The 21,373-nt window shown below is 45.6% G+C and carries 12 protein-coding genes and 1 tRNA gene; 8 read left to right on the top strand and 5 right to left on the bottom strand.

The genetic code is table 11. The features are described from left to right. The first annotated feature begins 52 nt into the window (after positions 1-52). The 6 genes from AC3WS5_RS10165 to AC3WS5_RS10140 all read left to right on the top strand — a co-directional run bounded on the left by AC3WS5_RS10165 (position 53) and on the right by AC3WS5_RS10140 (position 10,409). A complete protein-coding gene (locus tag AC3WS5_RS10165; RefSeq protein ID WP_492467253.1) occupies positions 53-2,863 on the top strand; it encodes a family 78 glycoside hydrolase catalytic domain in 2,811 nt (936 codons plus the stop codon). A 201-nt stretch (positions 2,864-3,064) separates the two neighbouring features. Continuing rightward, the gene (locus AC3WS5_RS10160) at positions 3,065-4,810 is read left to right on the top strand and encodes an alpha-L-rhamnosidase-related protein (RefSeq protein WP_492467251.1); all 1,746 of its coding nucleotides are present in this window, start codon (positions 3,065-3,067) and stop codon (positions 4,808-4,810) included. A gap of 25 nt (positions 4,811-4,835) precedes the next feature. Continuing rightward, complete coding sequence (locus tag AC3WS5_RS10155) at positions 4,836-7,895, top strand: glycosyl hydrolase (RefSeq protein WP_492467249.1); 3,060 nt, start codon at positions 4,836-4,838, stop codon at positions 7,893-7,895. A gap of 152 nt (positions 7,896-8,047) precedes the next feature. Next, complete coding sequence (locus tag AC3WS5_RS10150; RefSeq protein WP_492467247.1) at positions 8,048-9,007, top strand: alpha/beta fold hydrolase; 960 nt, start codon at positions 8,048-8,050, stop codon at positions 9,005-9,007. Further along, positions 8,986-9,810, top strand: a complete 825-nt coding sequence (locus AC3WS5_RS10145; RefSeq protein ID WP_492467245.1) for an RNA polymerase sigma factor — start codon at positions 8,986-8,988, stop codon at positions 9,808-9,810. Before AC3WS5_RS10150 ends, AC3WS5_RS10145 begins: the two co-directional genes overlap by 22 nt. 525 nt (positions 9,811-10,335) lie before the next feature. Further along, positions 10,336-10,409 (top strand) — tRNA-Asp (locus AC3WS5_RS10140). A gap of 139 nt (positions 10,410-10,548) precedes the next feature. On the opposite strand, the gene AC3WS5_RS10135 is transcribed toward AC3WS5_RS10140, so the two are convergent. Both AC3WS5_RS10135 and AC3WS5_RS10130 read right to left on the bottom strand, forming a co-directional pair. Next, positions 10,549-13,410, bottom strand: a complete 2,862-nt coding sequence (locus AC3WS5_RS10135) for a TonB-dependent receptor domain-containing protein (protein WP_492467242.1) — start codon at positions 13,408-13,410, stop codon at positions 10,549-10,551. 254 nt (positions 13,411-13,664) lie between these two features. Then, on the bottom strand, positions 13,665-15,173 hold the full coding sequence (locus tag AC3WS5_RS10130; protein ID WP_492467240.1) for a lipopolysaccharide biosynthesis protein: 1,509 nt from the start codon (positions 15,171-15,173) through the stop codon (positions 13,665-13,667). A gap of 188 nt (positions 15,174-15,361) precedes the next feature. Here AC3WS5_RS10130 and AC3WS5_RS10125 point away from each other — a divergent pair, with 188 nt between their 5' ends. After that, on the top strand, positions 15,362-15,991 hold the full coding sequence (locus AC3WS5_RS10125; protein WP_492467238.1) for a hypothetical protein: 630 nt from the start codon (positions 15,362-15,364) through the stop codon (positions 15,989-15,991). A 43-nt stretch (positions 15,992-16,034) separates the two neighbouring features. Here the strand turns inward: AC3WS5_RS10125 and AC3WS5_RS10120 are convergent, their stop codons facing one another. From AC3WS5_RS10120 to guaA, 3 genes are all read right to left on the bottom strand, one after another. Continuing rightward, positions 16,035-17,585 (bottom strand): aminotransferase class V-fold PLP-dependent enzyme, encoded by a 1,551-nt coding sequence (locus AC3WS5_RS10120; protein WP_492467236.1) that lies wholly within the window; start codon positions 17,583-17,585, stop codon positions 16,035-16,037. Between the two features lie 41 nt (positions 17,586-17,626). Next, entirely contained in the window at positions 17,627-18,817 is a 1,191-nt protein-coding gene (locus tag AC3WS5_RS10115; RefSeq protein WP_492467234.1) for an ABC transporter substrate-binding protein, read from the bottom strand. 72 nt (positions 18,818-18,889) lie between these two features. Beyond that, positions 18,890-20,422 (bottom strand): glutamine-hydrolyzing GMP synthase, encoded by a 1,533-nt coding sequence (gene guaA / locus AC3WS5_RS10110; RefSeq protein ID WP_492467232.1) that lies wholly within the window; start codon positions 20,420-20,422, stop codon positions 18,890-18,892. Between the two features lie 161 nt (positions 20,423-20,583). Here guaA and AC3WS5_RS10105 point away from each other — a divergent pair, with 161 nt between their 5' ends. Then, positions 20,584-21,303, top strand: coding sequence for a head GIN domain-containing protein (locus AC3WS5_RS10105; RefSeq protein ID WP_492467230.1), 720 nt, complete (start codon positions 20,584-20,586; stop codon positions 21,301-21,303). The last annotated feature ends 70 nt before the right edge of the window (positions 21,304-21,373 follow it).

Genomic DNA, 21,373 nt, shown 5'->3' with positions numbered 1-21,373 from the left:
CATATGAATGATCAGGCAAGTCCCTGAATAAGGATTACGTTATAAAGAGGGTATGAAAAATTTAAGACTGTTCACGATGATCTGGATAACTTTTTTATCCTGGAGTACCGCTTTAGCCTCAAATACGGGGCTGCGTGTGACTGATCTGCGCTGCAACAATATCACTGATCCCGACGGAGTGCACGCACCCCGATTAAGCTGGAAACTTACCGGTCCCGGAGAAGGGGTTATCCAGACGGCTTGGGAAATTGAGATAGCATCGGAAATGGAGAAGCTGGTGACAGGTAAAGCCGATGTCTGGAAATCTGGTAAGCAGGTATCTGCAGAACAGTTTAATATTGACCCAAAAATTTCCGTATGGAAGGATGGAAAGGAATATTACTGGCGGGTCAGGATCTCGGACCAGACAGGTAAAGTTTCGAGGTGGAGTAAACCTGCAGTTTTTTCAATCGGCCTTTTAAACCCCCGATCCTGGAATGCAAAATGGATCACTTATCCCGATGTTCAGAAGAATCCGTTACCCTATTTTAGAAAGATACTGAACCTGAACAAAAAAAATACCCGTATCAGACGGGCAATGATTTATTTATGTGGGCTGGGAGCCAGTGAGCTTTATATCAATGGGAAAAGAGTAGATTCGACCCGGTTCCTGGATCCTGCTCAGACCAATTATAACGACTATGCCCTGTACACAAGTTTTAATGTAACGTCATATTTGCAACCGGTCAGTAATTGTTTTGGCGTCATGTTGGGAAATGGCTGGTATAGCCAGACCGGGGCGTGGCTGAAGGCAGCTTTTCGTTATGGGGATCCTATGTTCAGGTTGCAACTGATCGTTGATTATGCTGATGGTACACAAAGAGTAGAAGGTAGCGATGAAACCTGGACCTGGAAATATGGGCCGGTATTGAAATCCAATTTATACTTGGGTGAAGAATACGATGCGCGAAGGGAAATTAAAGACTGGTGCAATCCCGGATTAAAATCTGTGGATTGGAAGCCTGCCATATTAGCTTCTCAGGGTATACCGCCGCGCCTGTTACCACAATTGATACCCCCGGTAAGAACCCACAAGATGATTCACGCTGTGAAACACTGGAGAACAGCAGATAATAAATGGATCTTTGATTTTGGCATTAACACCGCGGGAATACCGATGCTTGAGCTGAGACAACCCTCGGGAACCAAACTTGATATAAGGATTTCCGAGGAAAAAAAGACAGATGGGGAATTGGATTTCAATAGTCTGGGTTGGATCCACCATGGTGCAGTTTTTAAAGATTCCTATATCTGTAAAGGCGAAGGTAAAACGGAGAGCTGGAAGCCTAAATTCACCTACCATGGTTTTCGTTTTGCTGAACTTTCCGGTTTTGTAGGCACTCCGGATTTATCTGCTTTAAAGCTGGTAACGGTGTATACTGATCTTGAACGAACCGGGACATTCAGTTGCAGTGACCCCCAGATCAACAGGCTCCATGAACTGGCCGTAAATTCGGTGTTGAGTAATATGCATGGGATCCCAACGGATTGTCCGGACAGAGAGAAATGTGGATGGCTTGGGGATGTACATGCCTATACCAAAATGGCGAATATGAATTTCCAGATGGATAATTTCTGGGCCAAATACTTGGATGATATCCGATCAGGCGCCCGTTTGGAGGAGAAAAACACTTTGTTCCACGAGCGGTTTAACAACACTTTCTATTTCACAGATAAAGCAGCGGGAATCCCTTATATGATCGCTCCAGGGAAACGCTTATGCGGCGTGGCTTCACCCGATTGGGGGACCACAGTGGTTCAGTTGCCCTGGTGGCAATACGTGTATTCCGGCGACCTTTCCTTACTTTCAGACCACTACGGAGAAATGAAACAATGGACTGATTATGTTTCCACACTTGCTACCGACACATCCCGGACCAACAAGTATGGTAAGAATACACGCTATATCATTTACCAGGGCCTGGGAGATTGGTGCCCGCCAAAGTATGAAAATGTAAATTCCACGCCGGTTGAATTCACTTCTACTGCATTCCATTTTTTGGATGTCAGCATCATGGAACAGGCTGCCATCCTGCTTGGCAGGAGCAATGATGCCGAAAGATACCGCGCCTTGAAGCAGGCGATAGCAAACGAAATAATTTCTGTTTTTTACGATCCGAAAATAAGAAGTTTCGGCAGCCAAACTGCCGATGTAATGGCGCTTGACTTTGAAATTGTTCCTCAGAGAGACCGGGAAGCAGTCGCAAATGCGGTTGTCAGGAATATGAAAACAAAAAGCCATGGTTTTTTAAATACGGGGATTTTCGGAATTGGCTGTATTGGTAGCATGCTTGCCCGCTACGGCCATTCAGATGCCGCGTGGGAACTTTTTACCAAAAAAGGAGAGCACAGTTTTGAATACATGTGGAAATATGCGGACGCCACTTCGCTTTGGGAGACTTTGCCGGTAAACAGAACTTCAAAAGAAATCGCCGCTCATGGATCGCTGAATCATGCTATGCAGGCAGGTTACGATATTTGTTTTTACGAAGATATCGCGGGTATCCGGCCTGATAGCCAAGGCTATGGATTTAAAGTGATCCGTTTTGAACCTCAGTTCGCACGCTATTTGTCACGATGTAGCGCCAGTATTGAATCCAATTATGGTACAATAAGCAGTAGCTGGAACAGAACTTCAAAAGGTTTATCCTGGAAAATAAAAATACCTCATAACAGCACGGGGTTGGTTGTGTTACCAGAACATAAAAGGATCTTCGTTAATAATAAATTACTGAATACCCGAGATTTTAAAATCGTGGGCAGCTCAGATAATGGTCTTGTACATTCATTTCCTTCTGGAGGTTTCGATATATCGTTTCGCTAATATTCTTTGTAAAAAAGGATAGCAAAAGAAAGGTGTAAACTATTCACTTTTTTGTTTTCTTAACTATAAGTCTTGCTGGTTAGTTTCCCATAAAATTGTTTTATAAATAGAAGCAGGTAAGTGCATGACGGTTATTTCGGAAGGAGTTGATAAATTGTAACTTTATAGACGAGCTATCAAGCCATAAAATTGTACTTCGATATGAAAAAATGTTTATTCGTTCTTGCTGTTTTGTTTGTAAGTGTCCTATCTGCTCAGCATCTGCCACCGGTATTTGATCAGCATACTAAATATTTTGATAACAACGATCGTGTTACTAAGTATCTGGCACCAGTTAGGATCGTTTGGCAAAGTCACAGTGAAAAGAAGTATATTGATGGTGTCGAAAATCTATTGCGAACCGGAACTGGGCAAGCTGAATTGCCACAAAGAAATTTGTGCAGGTTAACCAGTGATGCGAAAGTAAAACCGTCTTTTGTTCTCGATTTTGGGAAGGAGATTCATGGAGGTATTCAGCTGGTAACAGGTATGATGAAATTGCAGGCTCCGGTGAGGCTACATATTATTTTGGGTGAAAGTGTAAGTGAAGTGATGAATAGTGGACAAAAAGGTAAAGGCGCTACAAATGACCATGCCATGAGGGATTTTGTTCTTTCAGTTCCGTGGCTCGGCGTACAAGAATCAGGAAACAGCGGTTATCGTTTCGCACGAATCGAACTCGAAGATTTCAATAGCGAAGTTTTGTTAAAGGAAACAAATGCAATATTCATTTATCGGGATCTGCCTTATAAAGGTTCCTTTAAATGCAGCGATAAAAGGCTCGATGACATATGGCTTACCGGGGCGTACACGGTGCATCTGAATATGCAGCAATATTTATGGGACGGGATCAAAAGGGATCGGCTGGTGTGGGTGGGAGATATGAACCCGGAGGTCATGACTATCAACACCGTTTTCGGTTATAATGAGGTCGTGCCCCGAAGCCTGGATATAGCTAAAGATCAGACTCCTTTGCCGGGGTGGATGAACGGGATCTCTACGTATAGTATGTGGTGGATCATTACACACCGCGATTGGTATTATTACCAGGGCGACAAAAAATACTTGCAACAGCAGAAAGGCTATCTTTTGGATTTGATAGATTTTATCATTTCCAAGATCGATAAAGAAGGGAAAGAAATGATGGATGGCAACAGGTTTATTGATTGGCCAACGAGTGAGAAGCCGGATGTGATTCACGCAGGACTTCAAGGCATGACAGTGTTGGCTCTTACTGCCGGAGCTGAATTATGTACTATTCTGAATGAGCCGGCAAGCGCTGAAAAATGCCGCACAGCCATTTCCCGGTTAAAAAAATATATACCGGACGCAAAAGGGAACAAACAAGCTGCGGCCATAATGTCACTCTCCGGGATACTAGACCAAAATAAAGCGGCGCAAATTATTGCTGAGGGTGGAGCGAAGAATTTTTCGACCTTTTATGGATACTACATGCTACAGGCACTTGCAAAGGCCGGGAAGTACGACGAGGCTCTGGATATAATCAAAGCATATTGGGGCGCTATGCTGGACTTGGGCGCCACCACATTTTGGGAAGATTTCAACCTGGACTGGTTGCCAGCTTCCCGGATTGATGAGCCTGTAAAAGCGGGCGTGAGAGATATTCATGGCGATTGCGGTGATTATTGTTATAAGGGACTCAGGCATAGCTTCTGCCATGGTTGGGCCAGCGGACCCACCACCTGGCTCACACAACACGTTTTAGGAATTACTGTAGTTGAACCCGGCGCTAAAGTAGTTCGGATAAAGCCACACTTGGGTCATCTTAAATGGGCCGAAGGCACCTTTCCCACTCCGTACGGCATTATATCAGTGAGACATGAAAATAAAAACGGAAAGATTATTAGCAAGATAAGTGCCCCAAAAGAAGTAAGAATACTCAGGTAACGGGTCCTTAATAAAAAATGATTGTATGATACGAAAAGCGATTTGTAACACGGCTGTTCTTGTGATTTTACTGTTGTTTTGTGTAAATGCTGATTCGCAAAAAGCCCCCTCTTTTCAAACGATACGATCCGGCTTCATAAATCCGCCGGATTCCGTACGGCCGGGTGTGTATTGGTATTTTATGGATGGAAATCTTACCGAGAACGGCGTAATAGAGGATTTAAAGGCCATGCGGAAGGCCGGGATCGGGCACGTGATCTTTTTGGAAGTGAATGTGGGAGTACCCCGGGGGAAAGTGGATTTTTTAAGTGACGAGTGGATGAATCTTTTCAAAGTGATTGCTCGGAACGCAGAAAAGGAAGGGATTGACATTACATTGGGGATAGGTCCCGGCTGGACAGGTAGCGGTGGCCCCTGGGTTCCCGCTGCCGAATCAATGCAGACACTCGTGGGAAATACAATTCAGGTGTCGGCCAATGGTCCTGAAAGAACGAAATTGCCGGTGCCCGCGGCTATGAAACCTTTTTTCGGCAACTCTGCGCTGACGCCCGAACTCATTAAGAAAAGAAATGAATGGTACAGGGACGTGGCGGTACTGGCTTTCCCGTCGCCCCACAGCGATTATAAAATTGATGATATCGATAACAAAGCGCTCTACTATAGATCGCCTTATAGTTCCGCAGCTAATGTAAAACCATTCTATGCGCCAGTGAACAAATCTGAAAAAATCGATGAAGCGGCGATCATCAAGCGATCATCTGTCATAGATATTACCGACAAGTTGGGAAAGGACGGTCTGCTTAATTGGAGACCGCCTTCCGGAACCTGGACGGTAATGCGATTTGTAGCCCGTAATAACGGCGCTGGTACCCGCCCGGCTCCTGTGCCGGGCTTAGGGTTTGAGAGTGATAAGTTTGATACCACTGCATTAAATAATCACCTCGAACATTATGTAGGCAAGATTCTGAATAAAATTGGCCTGCCCTCCGGCAAAAGCAGGGGAGGATTAAAAAATCTTCATCTGGATAGCTGGGAGATGGGCGCACAAAACTGGACGGGCAAATTCCGCGAAGAGTTTAAGAGGCGGCGAGGGTACGACCCTAAATCATACTACCCCGTGTTGACGGGCAGCGTAGTGAATAGCCTGGAAATAAGCGACCGGTTCCTTTGGGATCTACGTAAAACCTCACAAGAATTAATTATTGAAAATCACGCTGAACACGTAAAAAGATATGCATCTAAAAGAAATATGAAAGTGTCTATCGAGCCCTATGATATGAATCCCACCGCAGACCTCGAACTGGGCGCCGTTGCGGATATACCGATGTGTGAGTTCTGGAGTAAGGGAATGGGTTTCAATACCCAGTTCAGTGTAATGGAAGCTTCTTCCTTGGGGCACCTGATGGGAAAACCTGTTGTTGCAGCAGAATCTTTTACCGCTCAGAATGATGAGGCTTGGAAACAATACCCTGGTTCCATGAAGAACCAGGGAGACTGGGCCTTTGCCGCAGGTATCAATAAGTTTTTTTATCATACCTACCAAAGCCAGGTTCTGAATGATTCTTTATTGCCGGGGATGACAATGGGGCCATATGGCGTGCAATGGAACCGAAACCAGACCTGGTGGCCGATGGCAGATGGGTACCATAGGTATATTTCACGCTGTTCCTACTTATTACAACAGGGAAATACAGTTGCGGACATCCTGTATCTTACTCCGGAGGAATTCCCTTATGTTTTTGTAGCGCCTTTTTCAGCAACCAAAGGTGACGCAGCAATCCGCGACCGCCGCGGATATAATTTTGATGCGGCTCCGCCCAGTCTGATGTATAAAGCGAGCGTACAGAACGGGAAAATTATATTCCCCGGTGGAGCTTCTTACCAGTTATTAGTCTTGCCTGATTATTTAGCGATGACGCCGCAATTACTGAATAAAATCATTTCACTCGTCAGGGCAGGAGCCACAGTGGTGGGTCCGCCGCCACAAAGGGCGCAGGGTCTTTCGGATTACCCCGCTTCCGACGCACAGATAGCGTCTCTGGTTAAGAGTTCCTGGGGGAATTTGATGGGCTCAAAAAAAATTACTACTCGGACCCTCGGAAAAGGAAGAATGATTTGGGGAGAAGACCTCCGTTTAGAAATGGATAATCTTTACCCGCACTATGACGTCATTGCATCCTTGATAAAGTCAAAAGGTATTAGGGAAGACTTTTCATCTGATAAGGATTTGCGGTACACCCATCGTTCAGGTTCTTTCGGCGAGATTTATTTTGTTTCAAATACCAGTTCGCAACAGATCAATGCTGAATGTTCGTTCAGGACCAGATTAAAGAATATAGAATTATGGAATCCACTTACAGGCACCACCACGAGAATAAATAATTACACGGCACAAAAGAATCGGATAACCATCACCTTGCCTTTTGATTCCTACCAAAGTTATTTTGTGATTTTTAGTCCAGACAAAGTCGGTACAAGAAGTGGGGTACAAGGAAAGTCTGCAGATGAACTGAAAACTGCTTTATTCGGCGGCCGAGTAGTAGATACCTTGTCTGGTAGCTGGAATGTTAGTTTTGATCCGAAACTGGGTGGGTCGGCGACTACCAGTTTTGATCATTTGATGGACTGGACGAAGCATGACAAAGACGGGATCAAATATTATTCTGGAATAGCTAATTACACAAAAATATTTGACGCTCCTGGGATCGGAAAAGGAAAGAATTCCAGGTTATTTCTGGATTTAGGAGAGGTGAAGAATCTGGCGAGGATCAGGTTAAACGGAAAAGATTTGGGCGTGCTTTGGACAGCGCCCTGGAGGGTTGATATCACTGACGCAATTAAAGAGAAAAATAATAAACTGGAAATTTCTGTCGCTAATTTGTGGATCAACAGGCTTATCGGGGATCAGCGCTACCCTGACGACGGTGTGAAAGACGGTAAATGGCCGGAATGGATACAGAAAGGTGAACCACGACCGAGTAAGAAAAGGGTAACGTTCACAACATTTAACCCTTATAAAAAGAACGACCCGCTGAGAGAGTCGGGTTTGTTGGGACCCGTGACCTTAAATGTTCTAGACTTTTAAACCTGGCTTTTATTCCTAAAAACCAGGTGACCCCTCGCAAATAGAATGAGCATCACAATTTATATTGATTTTTAAGTCACACCCCATGCAAATAAATAGTCTAATCACTATAAGCTACAAAAAGCATGAATTACTTAAAAATCAAAATCGCAATGACATTATCCATTTTCGCCGGCATCGGTAGTTTTGCTCAAAAGCCCGAAGTAAACGTGCCGGAAGCATTTCCTTTTATTGAGAAAACGCAACGGGTTCACGGGGCATCAATTTCCTATTACGAACAAGGTCAGGGTGAACCTATATTGTTCCTGCATGGCATACCGACCAGCTCCTATTTATGGAGAAACATTGTTCCAATTGCGGCTACACAAGGCAGGGCAATTGCGTTTGATCTGGCAGGATATGGTAAATCGGGTATTCCCGTCAATAAAGAGTATGGCATACAATCTCAGTACAACTATGTGAAAGGGTTTATTGAAAGTCTTCAACTTAAAAACATTACGCTCGTTGTAAATGATCTTGGTTCTTTACTGGGTTTGAAATATGCCGTGGAGAATCCGCAGAATATAAAAAGAATTGTTTTTATTGAAGCGGCCTTTATGCCATCAGAAAAATGGTATAAGCAATTGACGTTTATGCAAAAGATGATGTTCAGCATGATGCGTAATCCTAAAATGGCCGAAAGGATGCTGGTAACTAAAAATAAAATACCTTCAATGATGATGAAAAAAGCGGTAGTTAGAAAAATATCTTCCGTTGAATTAGAATGGTATTTGTCTCCTTTTGAAAACGACATCGAAAGAAGAAGGATTATGCTTTACGGCCCCGGGCCTGCAACATTTCCTAAGAAAGGAATTAGTAAAGCACAGGGTGATTTTGCTGATGAACTGAATAAAGTAGCCGTTGGTCTAAAAGTATTGAACGAGACGATGCCATTTTTACTTTTTTATGCTTCGCCGGGGATGATAACAAGAACGCCGGCAGTTGAATATGCCCGTCGTAACTTTAAAAACCTGACTTTGATAAACGTCGGGCGCGGAAAGCATTTTCTGCAGGAAGACCACCCAAATTTAATCGCAAACGAATTAGTGAAATGGATAATAAAAACAAGATGAGCGACAGTCACATGAACGAAATAGTAGAGAGAGCTACGAATGGTGATAAACTGGCTCTAAACGAAGTTGCAAAGTTCGTTGAAAAGCTGGCGTATAATCTTTCTATTAAAATGCTTTGGAATATTGAAGATGCAAAAGACGCCAGCCAGGAAATTCTAATTAGAGTTATAACCAGTTTGAGCAGCTTTAAAAGGGAAAGTGCATTTTCAACCTGGGCCTACCGGGTAGCAAATAATTATTTGCTGACTCATTTGGCGAAGCAAAACAAAGTTCGACAAATGAGTTTTGATGATTTGTCTGAAAGCCTTGCAAATGGGCTTTTGGCAGCAAAGGGGTTTAATGGTAACGCCGGCGAACAAAATTTGCTGATACAGGAGATAAAAATTGGTTGTACAAACGGAATGTTACAATGTCTCGATAAAGACAGCAGAGCCGCTTATATTTTAGGCGATATACTCAACTTAAGCAGCGTAGAAGGTGCAGCTATTCAGGGTATCAGCCCGGCCGCTTTCCGGAAACGATTATCCCGGGCGAGAGAACAATTATTTGCATTTATGCAGGCAAATTGCGGCATTGCCCAACCTAAAAATAATTGCCGCTGCAAAAAGCAAATAAATCATTGCATAGTTTCAAACAAAGTAAACCCGAAAAAATTAATTTTTGCGACGAAAGGTGAAGACGTATCCTTGCTGGGGAAGATAAACCGTTTAGAGGATACCGTTAAAATGTTTCGAACAAACCCCGATTATGAAATCCCACTCGATAAATTCGAAGAAATAAAACGGATTTTAGAGTTAAATTGAGCTTTAATAATAACGATTTCGAAATAGGCGCGACGAAATCTCCCAAAAAACTCTAATTTCTTTAGCCGAACAATGGGGAGCTTACTATTGAGGCCTAAAACCTGAACCGAGACGGGCGCAAGAGCCGAAGGTGAGGACATGTACGGACCGCGTTCTGCGGATGGTGGGGCTTGGCTTTCAACCGGACGTCGACCTCTGGAATTCGCTTTTCTTGCTAACCAAGACCATCAATTGGGGTGTTTAGATCCAGATTCTGCAAGTTTCTTGGGCAGGACTCTCGTTTTGGTGGATCGGTTCCCTAGGAATCACAGAAACCCGGAGAACTTTTTCTCAGAAACTTGCTAAACGAATACTTAAGAAAAATGATTTTCATCTTCAGGTTTATAGGGGGAGGAGGTTGGAAATCCGCACAAAAAAACATTTGGCTCTAAGGACCTCTGCTATTATCTTTGCACTCCCAAACTGGGGATGCGATTGGTCGGACGGTGCGCATTGAGGGTGCCCAGTTTTTTGAGAATAGAATAAGGATCGGTAGTTCAGTTGGTTAGAATGCTGCCCTGTCACGGCAGAGGTCGCGGGTTCGAGTCCCGTCCGGTCCGCAAGGCCACTCATTTTTGGGTGGCTTTTTCGTTTATGTCATTTTACCTCTATATCGTTCAAAGCGATCCTGACCTGAGTTATTGCAAAGGATTCTTTGTAGAGTTTGACAGACAATGAAATTAAAACACTTCCACCTTTCTAAAGCCCATACCGCAGACTGATATAGTACAAGCCCCCTACCATGGGATTGCCGAAAGCGCTGGAATAGTACTTGTTCAGCAGGTTGGATGCTCCCAGTTTGATACTGGTGTTCAGATGCGAAAACCGGTAAGAAACCTGGCCATCCAGGGTGCCGTAAGCAGGTACCGGCCCCGCACCAAAAGTGCCCTCCCAGTCGATCTTATCCTGCCAGCGGTACAGCAGGTTAAACCCCAGATTTTGTGCAATATGATCGTTCCCGAGACCTACGTTAAACCGGTATTTGGGCGTATTGAAAAACGATATAAACCCCGCAGGTACGTCTTTCAAATGATCGCTCGAAAGATTTCCTGAGAATAAAAAGCCTCTGCTAAATTGGTATTCCGCTCCGATACCCCAGCCGTAGGAAGTCACTGCTACATCCGTATTGGTCACAAAAGAATAGTTGGACGAAGTAAACGGACTGGCCAGCTCAACCGCAGCCAGCGCCGGGTTTCCACTCCTGCCCCTTGCCACTGCAACCCTCGCGATAAAGTCTTTAAACTGACTTCTGTAACCGTATATGTCAATCAGCAACTGTCTCGTCACCAGACCACGGTAACCCAATTCAAAGGAGCTCATGCGCTCCGGCTTTACTGAGGTGAACGTCGCCTGCTTCAGTACGGTAGGATTTGGCGTTCCGGACGCAATGGACGCCCGGTACGCGGCAACACTTTCAGACGTGTATGCGGGATTGGTGTCGAAACCAAAAAAACGGATGAAACTAGGATCGCCGCCAATCAACCGGGTGCCTGGTGTGTTTAAGTTGATCCATTGATCCTGGGTGGATGGAAATCGGTAAGCTGTTTGAAAGGAGAACCGGATATTGTTATCGGGCGAAACCCTGACCACCGCACTGGCCCTGGGTGTGAACCGCTCTTTGTATCCGTCCCGCTTATCAAAACGAACGGATCCAGTCAGTTTCAACACCTCGTCAAATAACCTCTTCTGTAATTGCAGATAGCTTCCGTATTCATTGATTTTTATTCTTCCGGTGGTATCGGCGAAAATGGTTCCGCCCGAGTTCAGGGCGTACACCCTGTAAGAAGCACCGATGAGTGTCTCAACAAATTTTATTTGTTCTGAAAGGTCAAGCTGGCCCTCATAATGGTACAGATTTGATTTGTCCGCGAATTTTGCGCCGCCATCTTTGATGGTCGTGTTTTTCGCGCGGGTCAGGGCGCTGTCAAAAGCCGCCGTCCCGGGAAGATATCGCCCTGCATCCGCAGCCCGCCGGGCAGCAGCATGAGCCACAGAATCCGGTGCACCCTGCAGTCTAGCGCCGGCATAGGTTCCGGAATAAATGCCGAACCAGTCGGCATCCGAACGCCACTGCCTGTTAATGTACAACGCCGCCGTGGTAGCCGTGTAGGAATCACCGGAGTTTTCCTGGGTGGTATAGGCCCTCAGGAACCAGTTTTTGCCTTTCATTTCCGCCTTATACTGACCAATTCTGAAATTCAGCAGTGAATAACGGTCGGCGCCGGTATATATACTGGTCCCCTTGCCCCAGTACCCGACCAGTGAGGCTTCAATGTTATCCGTGATCTTGTAGTAGAGTCCTCCCGTAGTCTTCAGGCTATAGGCATCATAATTTACCAGATCTTTTTCGGCGTATCCGGTGCGGCTCACTAATTGACCACCGTAGTATCCCCTGGTCAGACCATTCCCAAAAGCAAACAAAGGACCCGTCGCCGGGTTTCCGGCGTAATAACCTACAATTTCCGCCTGTGTGGGAGCCCTGCCCAATTGGGCCGCCAGTGCGGTCCGGACTGCGGAGAGCGTGGGATTTGCCGGTCCGAAAATCGCTGCCTGGGCTATACCGGTCATGCTGGCACTCGCCTCATCACCAAATATATTGACACCATCATAATTAGGATCATTTTGCCGGGTTCCACCAGGCTTCAGCGAACTGATAACATTATTGCGGTTCAGATCCCGGGTATCATTGGCGATCCAGTCATTCGCTTTCATATAAGACGCGGCCAGCTTATAGGCAAACCGCTGGCCAACCTGTTGTCCCCACCTGAAAGACCAGTCATAGAAGGGTTTTGCCTTGCTCTCTGGGTCAGACAGATGCATGATCCCCTGCTTTATCTGAACGCTCAACCCCTGGTATCTAAAGGGGTTCTTGCTGGTCATCAGCAGCGTGCCATTCATGCCTCCGGAGCCATAAAGTGCCGAAGACGCTCCCGATAACAACTCAACATTGTCCACATCCATTTCCGTGATGCCAACCACATTGCCGACCGGAAAATTCAAAGCAGGGGCCTGGTTATCCATACCATCTACCAACTGGTTAAAACGTAGGTTACCGCTGCCATTGAACCCCCTTGTACTCAGTGTCCGGAACGTGATGCTTGATGTTGTCAGGTCCACACCCTTGACATTGGAGAGAGCCTCGTAAAAATTGGGAGCGGCCATATTTTTTATGGTGTGGCTGTTAATCCGGTCCACCGTGACCGGCGATTCCAGGATCCGTTCAGCGAACCGGCTTGCAGAAACTACGACCTCCTGCCCCAGGTTACTATGCGGTACGAGAGAAATCGTCAATGGTCTGGGATTTTCAACCGTTATTTCCTGGGTCGCATAACCGATGGAAGAAACAACAAGGCGGGCAGGAAGTCCAGGGACCTTGAGTTCAAAACTCCCGTTGGATCCTGAAGAGGTTCCGGTAGTCGTCCCGTAAAGAACAATGGATGCCGCATCTACGGCTTCCCCGGTCTCAATGTTTTTTATAGTGCCTGTTACAATAGTTTCCTGAGCAGTGGCCCCCAGAGAAAGAAATAAAAATGGGGCGGCAATAGCAAATAGGTTATTCATGGGCGAACAATTTTTGGGTTTTGTGATTTAGACGGTTGAATATAATAATGATTTATGGCATATAAAAATTTATTTTCCGAAATATTTTTTGGATTTGGATGGCCCCCCCTTTTCGCAGCACTATGAAAGGCTATCGACTAGTTTTATCGATCCATCGTTTTCCGATCTCGGGAAGGATTGGGAATGGCTGAGGCTATTTTTTGTTCCAACAGATTTCTTTGAACGCTGTCGGTTGCAGACAGACGCTTTCTCAATCATCGTGCAAACCTGCGCACTAAAGGAATCCGGGAGAGTTCAGTCCGCTCTACCCTGAATATAAAGAGGGCAAACAGGAGCAGCAGCAAAGTTGCAGAACCCAGATTAAACCAACGGTTATCCCACAACAATATCAAACCGCGGTGAACTGCATAGACGGCCACAATAATAACGAGGTAAGCGGTCAGCTTTTTCCGGGGATAGGGGACAGGATAATGTTTTTGTCCCAGCAGGTAGCTGATGATCATCATGCTCAGGTAACAACTGAAGGTTGCAATAGCTGCTCCCAAATAATGATATTTTGGAATTAATAATACGTTAAGCACGATCGTGATCGCCGCACCAAACAGGGTAATCCCTGCACCCGTCATGTTCTTGTTTGTAAGTTTATACCAGATACTAAGGTTATAATAAATGCCCAGGAAAACATTTCCGAGGGCAAGTATAGGTACCACATGAAGACCTTCCACCCACAGGGGTTTGTGAATGGCCTTGAAAAACCACGCGAATACATCTATATACAAGCTGATCAGCAGGAACATAAAGCAGCAGGCGATGACAAAAAACTTCATAACCCTCGCGTAGGTCCGGGGCGCATTTTCTCCCTTTGACTGATTAAAGAAGAACGGTTCGGCGGCCATCCGGAAAGCCTGAATCATGATGGTGATCATGACAGCTAACCGGTAGATATTACCAAAGATTCCTAACTCGTGCTTGGCTTCCTGCGGAGGCAGGTCTACCACGTGCTGATAAATCAGTCGGCTGAGCATGTCATTGACCATTCCACCCATACCTACAATGATCAGGGGGTAGGAATATTGCATGACTTTCCGCCATAAAACCCGATCAAACCTGAACCGGATCTGTGAAAATTCACCGGTTAGTAACAAAAACGTCAGGATGGCCCCTGCAAGATTTCCGATGAGGTAGTAACCAACGCCAATCTCTTCGTTGTATAAAAAGCCAGCCCGACTGCCGGGGTGTGCTTGCAGATACCGCGGGAGCAAAGCCAGGAAAAACAGCACCACCAGGATATTGACGACGACCGATGCCATTTTTGCGAAAGCATATTTACGCGGCCTGTTCTCCTGCCTGAGTTTTGCAAATGCGAGCGTACACAGGGAATCAAAAAATATTATCCCGACCATATAATTAACGAATTCCGGGTGGTCTTCCAGACTGGCCCAGCGTACAATATGCGGGCTTCCCAGATACAGGAAGAACGTTAGGACTATGGTAGAAATCAGGAGCGATATGGAAAGTGTATTATAGAGCCGCTGCTGGTTAATTGATTGCGAGAACCTGAAATAGGCGGTTTCAAGACCGTAGGTAAATAATACATTGAGAAAGGGGATGATCGCGTAAACCTGCGTCAGATCGGCAGTTTTTGAGGGTTGGGCAAAGATCAAAGGAAGAGAAAGATTCATGAGGTAGCCCAGAAACCTGCTGGCAATCGTTGGAACCCCATACCATATCGTTTGACCCGCCAGTTGTTTAATGCCGCTCAATGTAGAAGTTTATCCGGCAAAATTAAGGAGTTCAGTGAAATATTTACTTTCACCCGGTTGACGCAAGAACTTTTCAATGACGGATTGTTGCAGACAACTATTTATCTTTGGGTGCAGTCTGTATGTTGAGGATTCCGGAAATATTGTATGATTTCCGGGCTGTTTAGTTATAAAATACTTAAATATTTATGAGAGACCTGATCGATAGTTCGGGGAGAGTTTTTTTATCCGCGCTTTTTATGTTAGCACTGAATCAGTTCGCGTGGGGGCAGGCCAGCGAGGGCAAAATCAAGTTCAGAAAGGAAATGCAGCCGGCTATCGTTATGACGTTTCCCTACTCCGCGACCATCGTGGAAAATGCACTGAACGCCAGGATGGCGGATAAACGAATCTCGGGAAAGAAGAGTCGCGGATTTTTAGTTTTTCAACAGGCTGATATCAATGAGATCAGTTCTGTGCCTTTGGATTATTCTTTCAAAATTGAAAGTAGTGGGAAAAAAGATGCCCAGCAGTCAACGGTATATCTGGTGATGGAAGGGACCAGCGTTTTAGCGGGGGATCCTGCGGTCATTGGCGCTAATGCCAAAAAATTTCTGGAAGGCCTGGTCCCGGATGTAGAACGCAGTCACGTTGTTTCGCAGATAAAAAAGCAGGAAGAAGTACTTGCCAGGGAGGAAAAGAAACTCAAGAACCTTGAGGAAGCCCATACAAACCTGGAAAAAAAATTGAAGGATAATGAGGATGAACAGGAAAAACAAAAGAAGGTACTGCTTTCACAAAAATCTATCGTAGATGATCTGAAAACAAAACAACAGTAACCGTCACTAATTTGTGCATGCCTGCAGGTTGCACTTAAGCGTATCATTCAAGTTTTTTACTGAACCATTGGCTGACCACTTCGGGGACGGAATCCTGAAAGTGTTTATGCCGGTATTCATTCGAACTGGCATCATATTCATAGTCGTCTTTCCAATGATTATAGTTCAAAGCCACCTGTTCTATGGCAGCGAGGATCTGGGTGACTTCGTTATTTGTCATGACAGGGTGTACCGACAGCCTGACCCATCCGGGTTTACATGCCAGATGACCCTGGTGTAACTCGTCCAGAATTTCGTAAGAATGCAGTTCATCCACGTGCAGCAGCATATGGCCGTAAGTCCCCGCGCAGGTGCAACCCCCTCTGGTCTGAATACCAAACCGGTCATTTAACAGCTTTACCACGAGGTTAAAATGAGCGCCTCTTAAGATGAAGGAAATTACGCCAAGTCGGTTTTTATTATTCACCTCCAACACTTCGATTCCCGGAATTTTCGGTAGTCTGTCGAAAATGATCTCCAGTAATTCTTCTTCTCGTTTGAGGAGATTTTCGCTGCCCATTTCTTCCTTTAGCTTCACCGCCAGTGCTGCCTTAATACCCTGCAGGAAAGGTGGTGTGCCCCCATCTTCTCTTTGTTCGATATCGCTGATATACTCGTGGTGTTTCCAGGGATTGGTATAAATGACCGTCCCGCCTCCAGGTTGATCGGGGATCAGATTCTTATACAATTTTTTATCAAATATGAGCACGCCGGGGGTACCCTGGCCGCCCAGGAATTTATGGGGCGAAAAAAATATCGCATCCAGATTTTCATCCGTGACAGGGGGATGCATGTTGATTTCCACATAAGGCGCCGAGCAGGCGAAATCTACGAAGCACAGGCCGTTATGCTGGTGTATGATCCGGGCAACTTCGTGGTAAGGGGTCCGGATTCCGGTTACGTTGGAGCACCCGGTAATAGCCGCGATTTTGTTGCTCCTGTGATCATATTGACCCAGTAAGGTATTGAAGGCATCCAGGCTGATATTGCCACCGGTATCGTTTGGAATGATGACCACATCTGCAATCGTCTCAAGCCAGGAGGTCTGGTTGGAATGATGCTCCATCTGGGATACAAAAATCACTGGCTTAAGCAGGGGATCCAGGTCGAGATAGCCGGAAAAAAGGTTGTGGATTTTCAGTTCATTGTCTGCCAGATGTTGGTCTTCCGGCAATCTCCCGGGTTTCACGTAATCCATGATTCGCTCGGGAATCCGCAGGCCCAGGAGTCTTTGCAATTTATTGATAGCCCCGGTCATTCCGCTTCCGGCAAAGATCAGCAGGTCATCACGACCCGCGTTTACGTGGTTTTTAATGATTTGTTTTGCTTCCTGGTAGGCTTTTGTCATAGCTGTACCGGTGGCCGTGGTCTCGGTATGGGTATTGCCGAGCAGGGGCATAATTTCCTGCGTTATCCTTTCTTCGATAGGGCGATACGCACGTCCGCTGGCAGTCCAGTCAGCATAGATCATTTTTTGCCTGCCGTAAGGTGAGACAAAATCAGCATTAATTCCAATGACGTTTTCCCTGAAACGTCTGAAATAATCTTCCGACAATTTGCAAGAGTTATAGTTTTAGAATGAATCCAATTACAACGCTAATTTACGGCAGATAAAGATCCGTTAAGATATGTCAGAAAATAAAGCTTTTTGTTTTCGTAATAATTGAGCTTGCCACCGCCAAAAACGGGCTGAAAATCAAAATCGCTGAAAACTTTGAATTCCTTACTCTCCAGGTTCTTGTTCAGGTCTTTTCCGTAAAGGTTCAGCAACCGGGCAAACCGGTAGATAAGGCCAAAACCTCTGTACACAAGATCCGAAGGCCTTGCGAACATTTTCTTATTGTACACGCTCTGGATATTCCGGCTGGCCTCTTCTCCTGCCGGGATATGGAACGGCGTGCTGTAAATAACTTCGACACCCTTGTAATCAGATTGGTTCAGATTGATGCTTTCCCAGGTCGGCATACCGATGACGGTAACCTTAGGGAAATCTTTGGCCGAGGCTGCAACGCTCTTTAAGATATTGGCTCCGAAGTTAATATCCAGTGAACCCGCTAAAAAAAGTGCTGGCTGGCTTTTGTCCATACCGGCCAGTGTACGCGTAACGACTGCTGAATCGGTCACTTCCACATACCTGATAGGGATTACAGAACCTGTATTCTGTTTATTCAGGGTCTCGAAGACGGTCCTGATATAATTTTCCGAACTCCCGCCTTTCCGGGTAAAAAAGATGAGCTGCTTTCCGGGGTAGTGTTTTTTCAAATAGCTGTAAATCCCTTCTGCCTGGGTGCTCAGCGTGGAATTAACAACAACAAAATAGGGGTTATTGGTAGCGTTTCCGTCATTGGGGACGGTTGCATTGATCAGGGTGATTTTTTTAGCGGCTGCCAATTTGGCCATTTTTGTTATGTCGGAAATAGAACCATTGGCGAGAATAAGTTCCACCCCATCTGCGGCGCATTTGCTGAATTGTTGATCCAGGCTCTCTCTGCCTGATTTTGAATCATAAAAATAAATATCCAGCGGAATATTGAGGGCGTTCAGAGAATCGATAGCCATTGCGGCCCCATGATAAAATTCCAAGCCCGGCAAGGTGTTTTTGGGGAATGAAGTTGATCCAAATTGGTAATTTCCGGCAGCATTAAACGCCTCATCCAGGTACAGCGGCGTAAAAATGGCCATTTTATGTTTTGGATTTTGAATAGCCTGCGCAAAGCCGGTGGTTGTCAAGGTTGCAAAAAAGGCGATCCCAAAAATAAATATCTGGAAAAAAAGCTGTTTTTTCATAAATATCTGGTTTTAATGCCTGCCCGGATTGCCGGGACACATCACACTGCTACTTCAGACCGGGCTCCAATCTTATTCCCATTCAATGGTTGCCGGTGGCTTACTGCTGATATCATAGACTACGCGATTTATTCCCCTGACCTTGTTGATGATCTCGTTGGAGACATCGGCCAGAAAATTATAGGGGAGATGCGCCCAATCCGCGGTCATTCCGTCTACACTGGTAACCGCCCGCAATGCCACGGTAAACTCATAGGTGCGCTCATCTCCCATGACACCGACGCTTTTCACCGGTAACAAGATAGTTCCGGCCTGCCAAACCGTTGCATATAACCCCGTATTTTTCAATCCCTGGATATAAATATGATCGGCTTCCTGCAGGAGCTTCACTTTTTCTTCCGTAACTTCTCCTAATATCCGGATCGCCAGACCAGGTCCTGGAAACGGATGCCTGTCGATCAGCGCCGGTGGAATTCCCAACTCCCTGCCTACTTTTCTCACTTCATCCTTAAACAGGTAACGCAGCGGCTCCACCAGTTCGAGGCGCATCTGATCTGGTAGTCCGCCAACGTTATGGTGTGACTTAATCGTAACTGAAGGTCCGTGTACGGAGACACTTTCAATCACATCCGGATAGATGGTTCCCTGCCCCAGTAATTCAATACCCTCTACTTTTGCAGCTTCCTGCTGGAAAATATCGATGAAAAGCCCGCCAATTATTTTCCGCTTGGTTTCGGGATCTTCGTGACCTTTGAGTTTTTCGTAAAACAAGGCCCTCGCATCCACACCCCTGACATTGATTCCCAGTTTCTTATAGTTATCGAGGACAGCTTCAAATTCATTTTTCCTCAAAACGCCGTTATCCACAAAAATGCCGTAGAGCTTATCCCCGATGGCTTTGCTGATCAGGGTGGCCGCTACGGTACTGTCAACGCCACCGCTTAGCGCCATAATTACTTTCCGGTCTCCGATTTTCTTTTTCAATGCAGTAACGGTATCACTTACAAAATGTGCCGGAGTCCAATCCTGGCTGCATCCGCAGACATTGACGAGGAAATTGCTGATAATTTGTTTGCCTTCCTTTGTATGGTAAACTTCGGGGTGAAACTGCAGACCGTAAACGGGTTGATCGTCCCCGTATTTGAAAGCAGCAACCGGAATGCTTTCGGTCGTTGCCAGAATATCAAAACCGGCTGGCAGGTCAAGAATACTGTCGCCGTGACTCATCCACACTTCGGTCTTGGTAGAAATGCCCTTTAACAGGGGATCGTTATTCCGACGGACAGAAATGATGGCCCTGCCGTATTCACGCTGGCTGCTTTTTTCAATGTGTCCTCCAAATGTTTTTGCGGTCAGTTGTGCGCCGTAACAAATTCCAAGAACGGGCAGGTTTTTAACAAGTCCCTTCATGTCAATTACCGGTGCATTGGTGTCGTTTACCGAATAAGGGGATCCTGATAAAATAATTCCTTTTAAATTGCTTTCTAATTCAAAGGACTGGGAAAATGGAATGATCTCGCAATAGACATTAGCTTCCCTTACAGAACGGGCAATTAATTGCGTGTATTGAGAGCCAAAGTCCAGGATAAGAATTTTCTCGGTCATAGTCCCGCGAAGGTAAAGAAAGTTTGAAAGTGAGGGTTTGAAACTTTGGGTTGAAAGGTAGTTGAGGCCAATGTGGCTCACACTCTCGTCACGGGAGAGGGTGGACTTGCTGGAAGACGAGATGCGCTGGTTTCTGATCTGATTTAAAAAATAAGACGAAAATGAAATATTTCACTTTTCTGACAGCAATCTGTCTGCTTTTTATATCGTGCAATATTCTGGACTTCAGACGTATCCGGGGTAACGGATCGATCACCAACCGAGATTATAATCTGAAAAATTTCAAATCCATTAGTACCGGTGGCGTTGTTCATCTTTATGTGAGACAGGACTCGTCCTGGTCAGTAAAGATAGAGACGGATGATAACTTGTTCGAATATCTGCAGGTTGAGAAAAACGGCAATGAATTGAAGGTCAGCCATCGGAGGGGTGTAAATCTCAGTCCGACCAATGAAATTAAGTTATTCGTGAGTCTGCCTGTGATCAGACAACTGCAAATTGGCGGGGCGTCTGCTGTTAAAACTGAATCAAAATTTATGCAAGACGAAGAAATGTCGCTTGATTTGAGTGGGGCTTCTTCGGGGGAAATGGAAGTAAGGGCACCTAGAGTCAAAATTTCCGTTTCGGGTGCTTCCACCCTGGATATTTCCGGCGAGACAAAAGATATCAGTGCAGATGTTTCGGGCGCTTCTACTTTGCGGGCATTTGACCTGAAATCAGAAAATGCCGATGCAGATGCATCCGGCGCCAGCACTGCGCAGGTTTTCGCAAGCATGAATCTAAAGGCAGATGCCAGTGGGGCTTCTCACATAAAATATAAAGGAGATCCAAAACTTACCAGCGATGCAAGCGGTGCGAGTTCCGTGAAAAAAGCCGACTGATCACAGTCCCTCTGTCAGATACCGATCTGTAAAAGTCGCATAATACTTATAATAAATATGTATTATCTGG

The sequence above is a fragment of the Niabella sp. CPT15-335-S11 genome (assembly GCF_058792415.1).
This window is presented reverse-complemented; position numbering and strand designations above follow the sequence as displayed.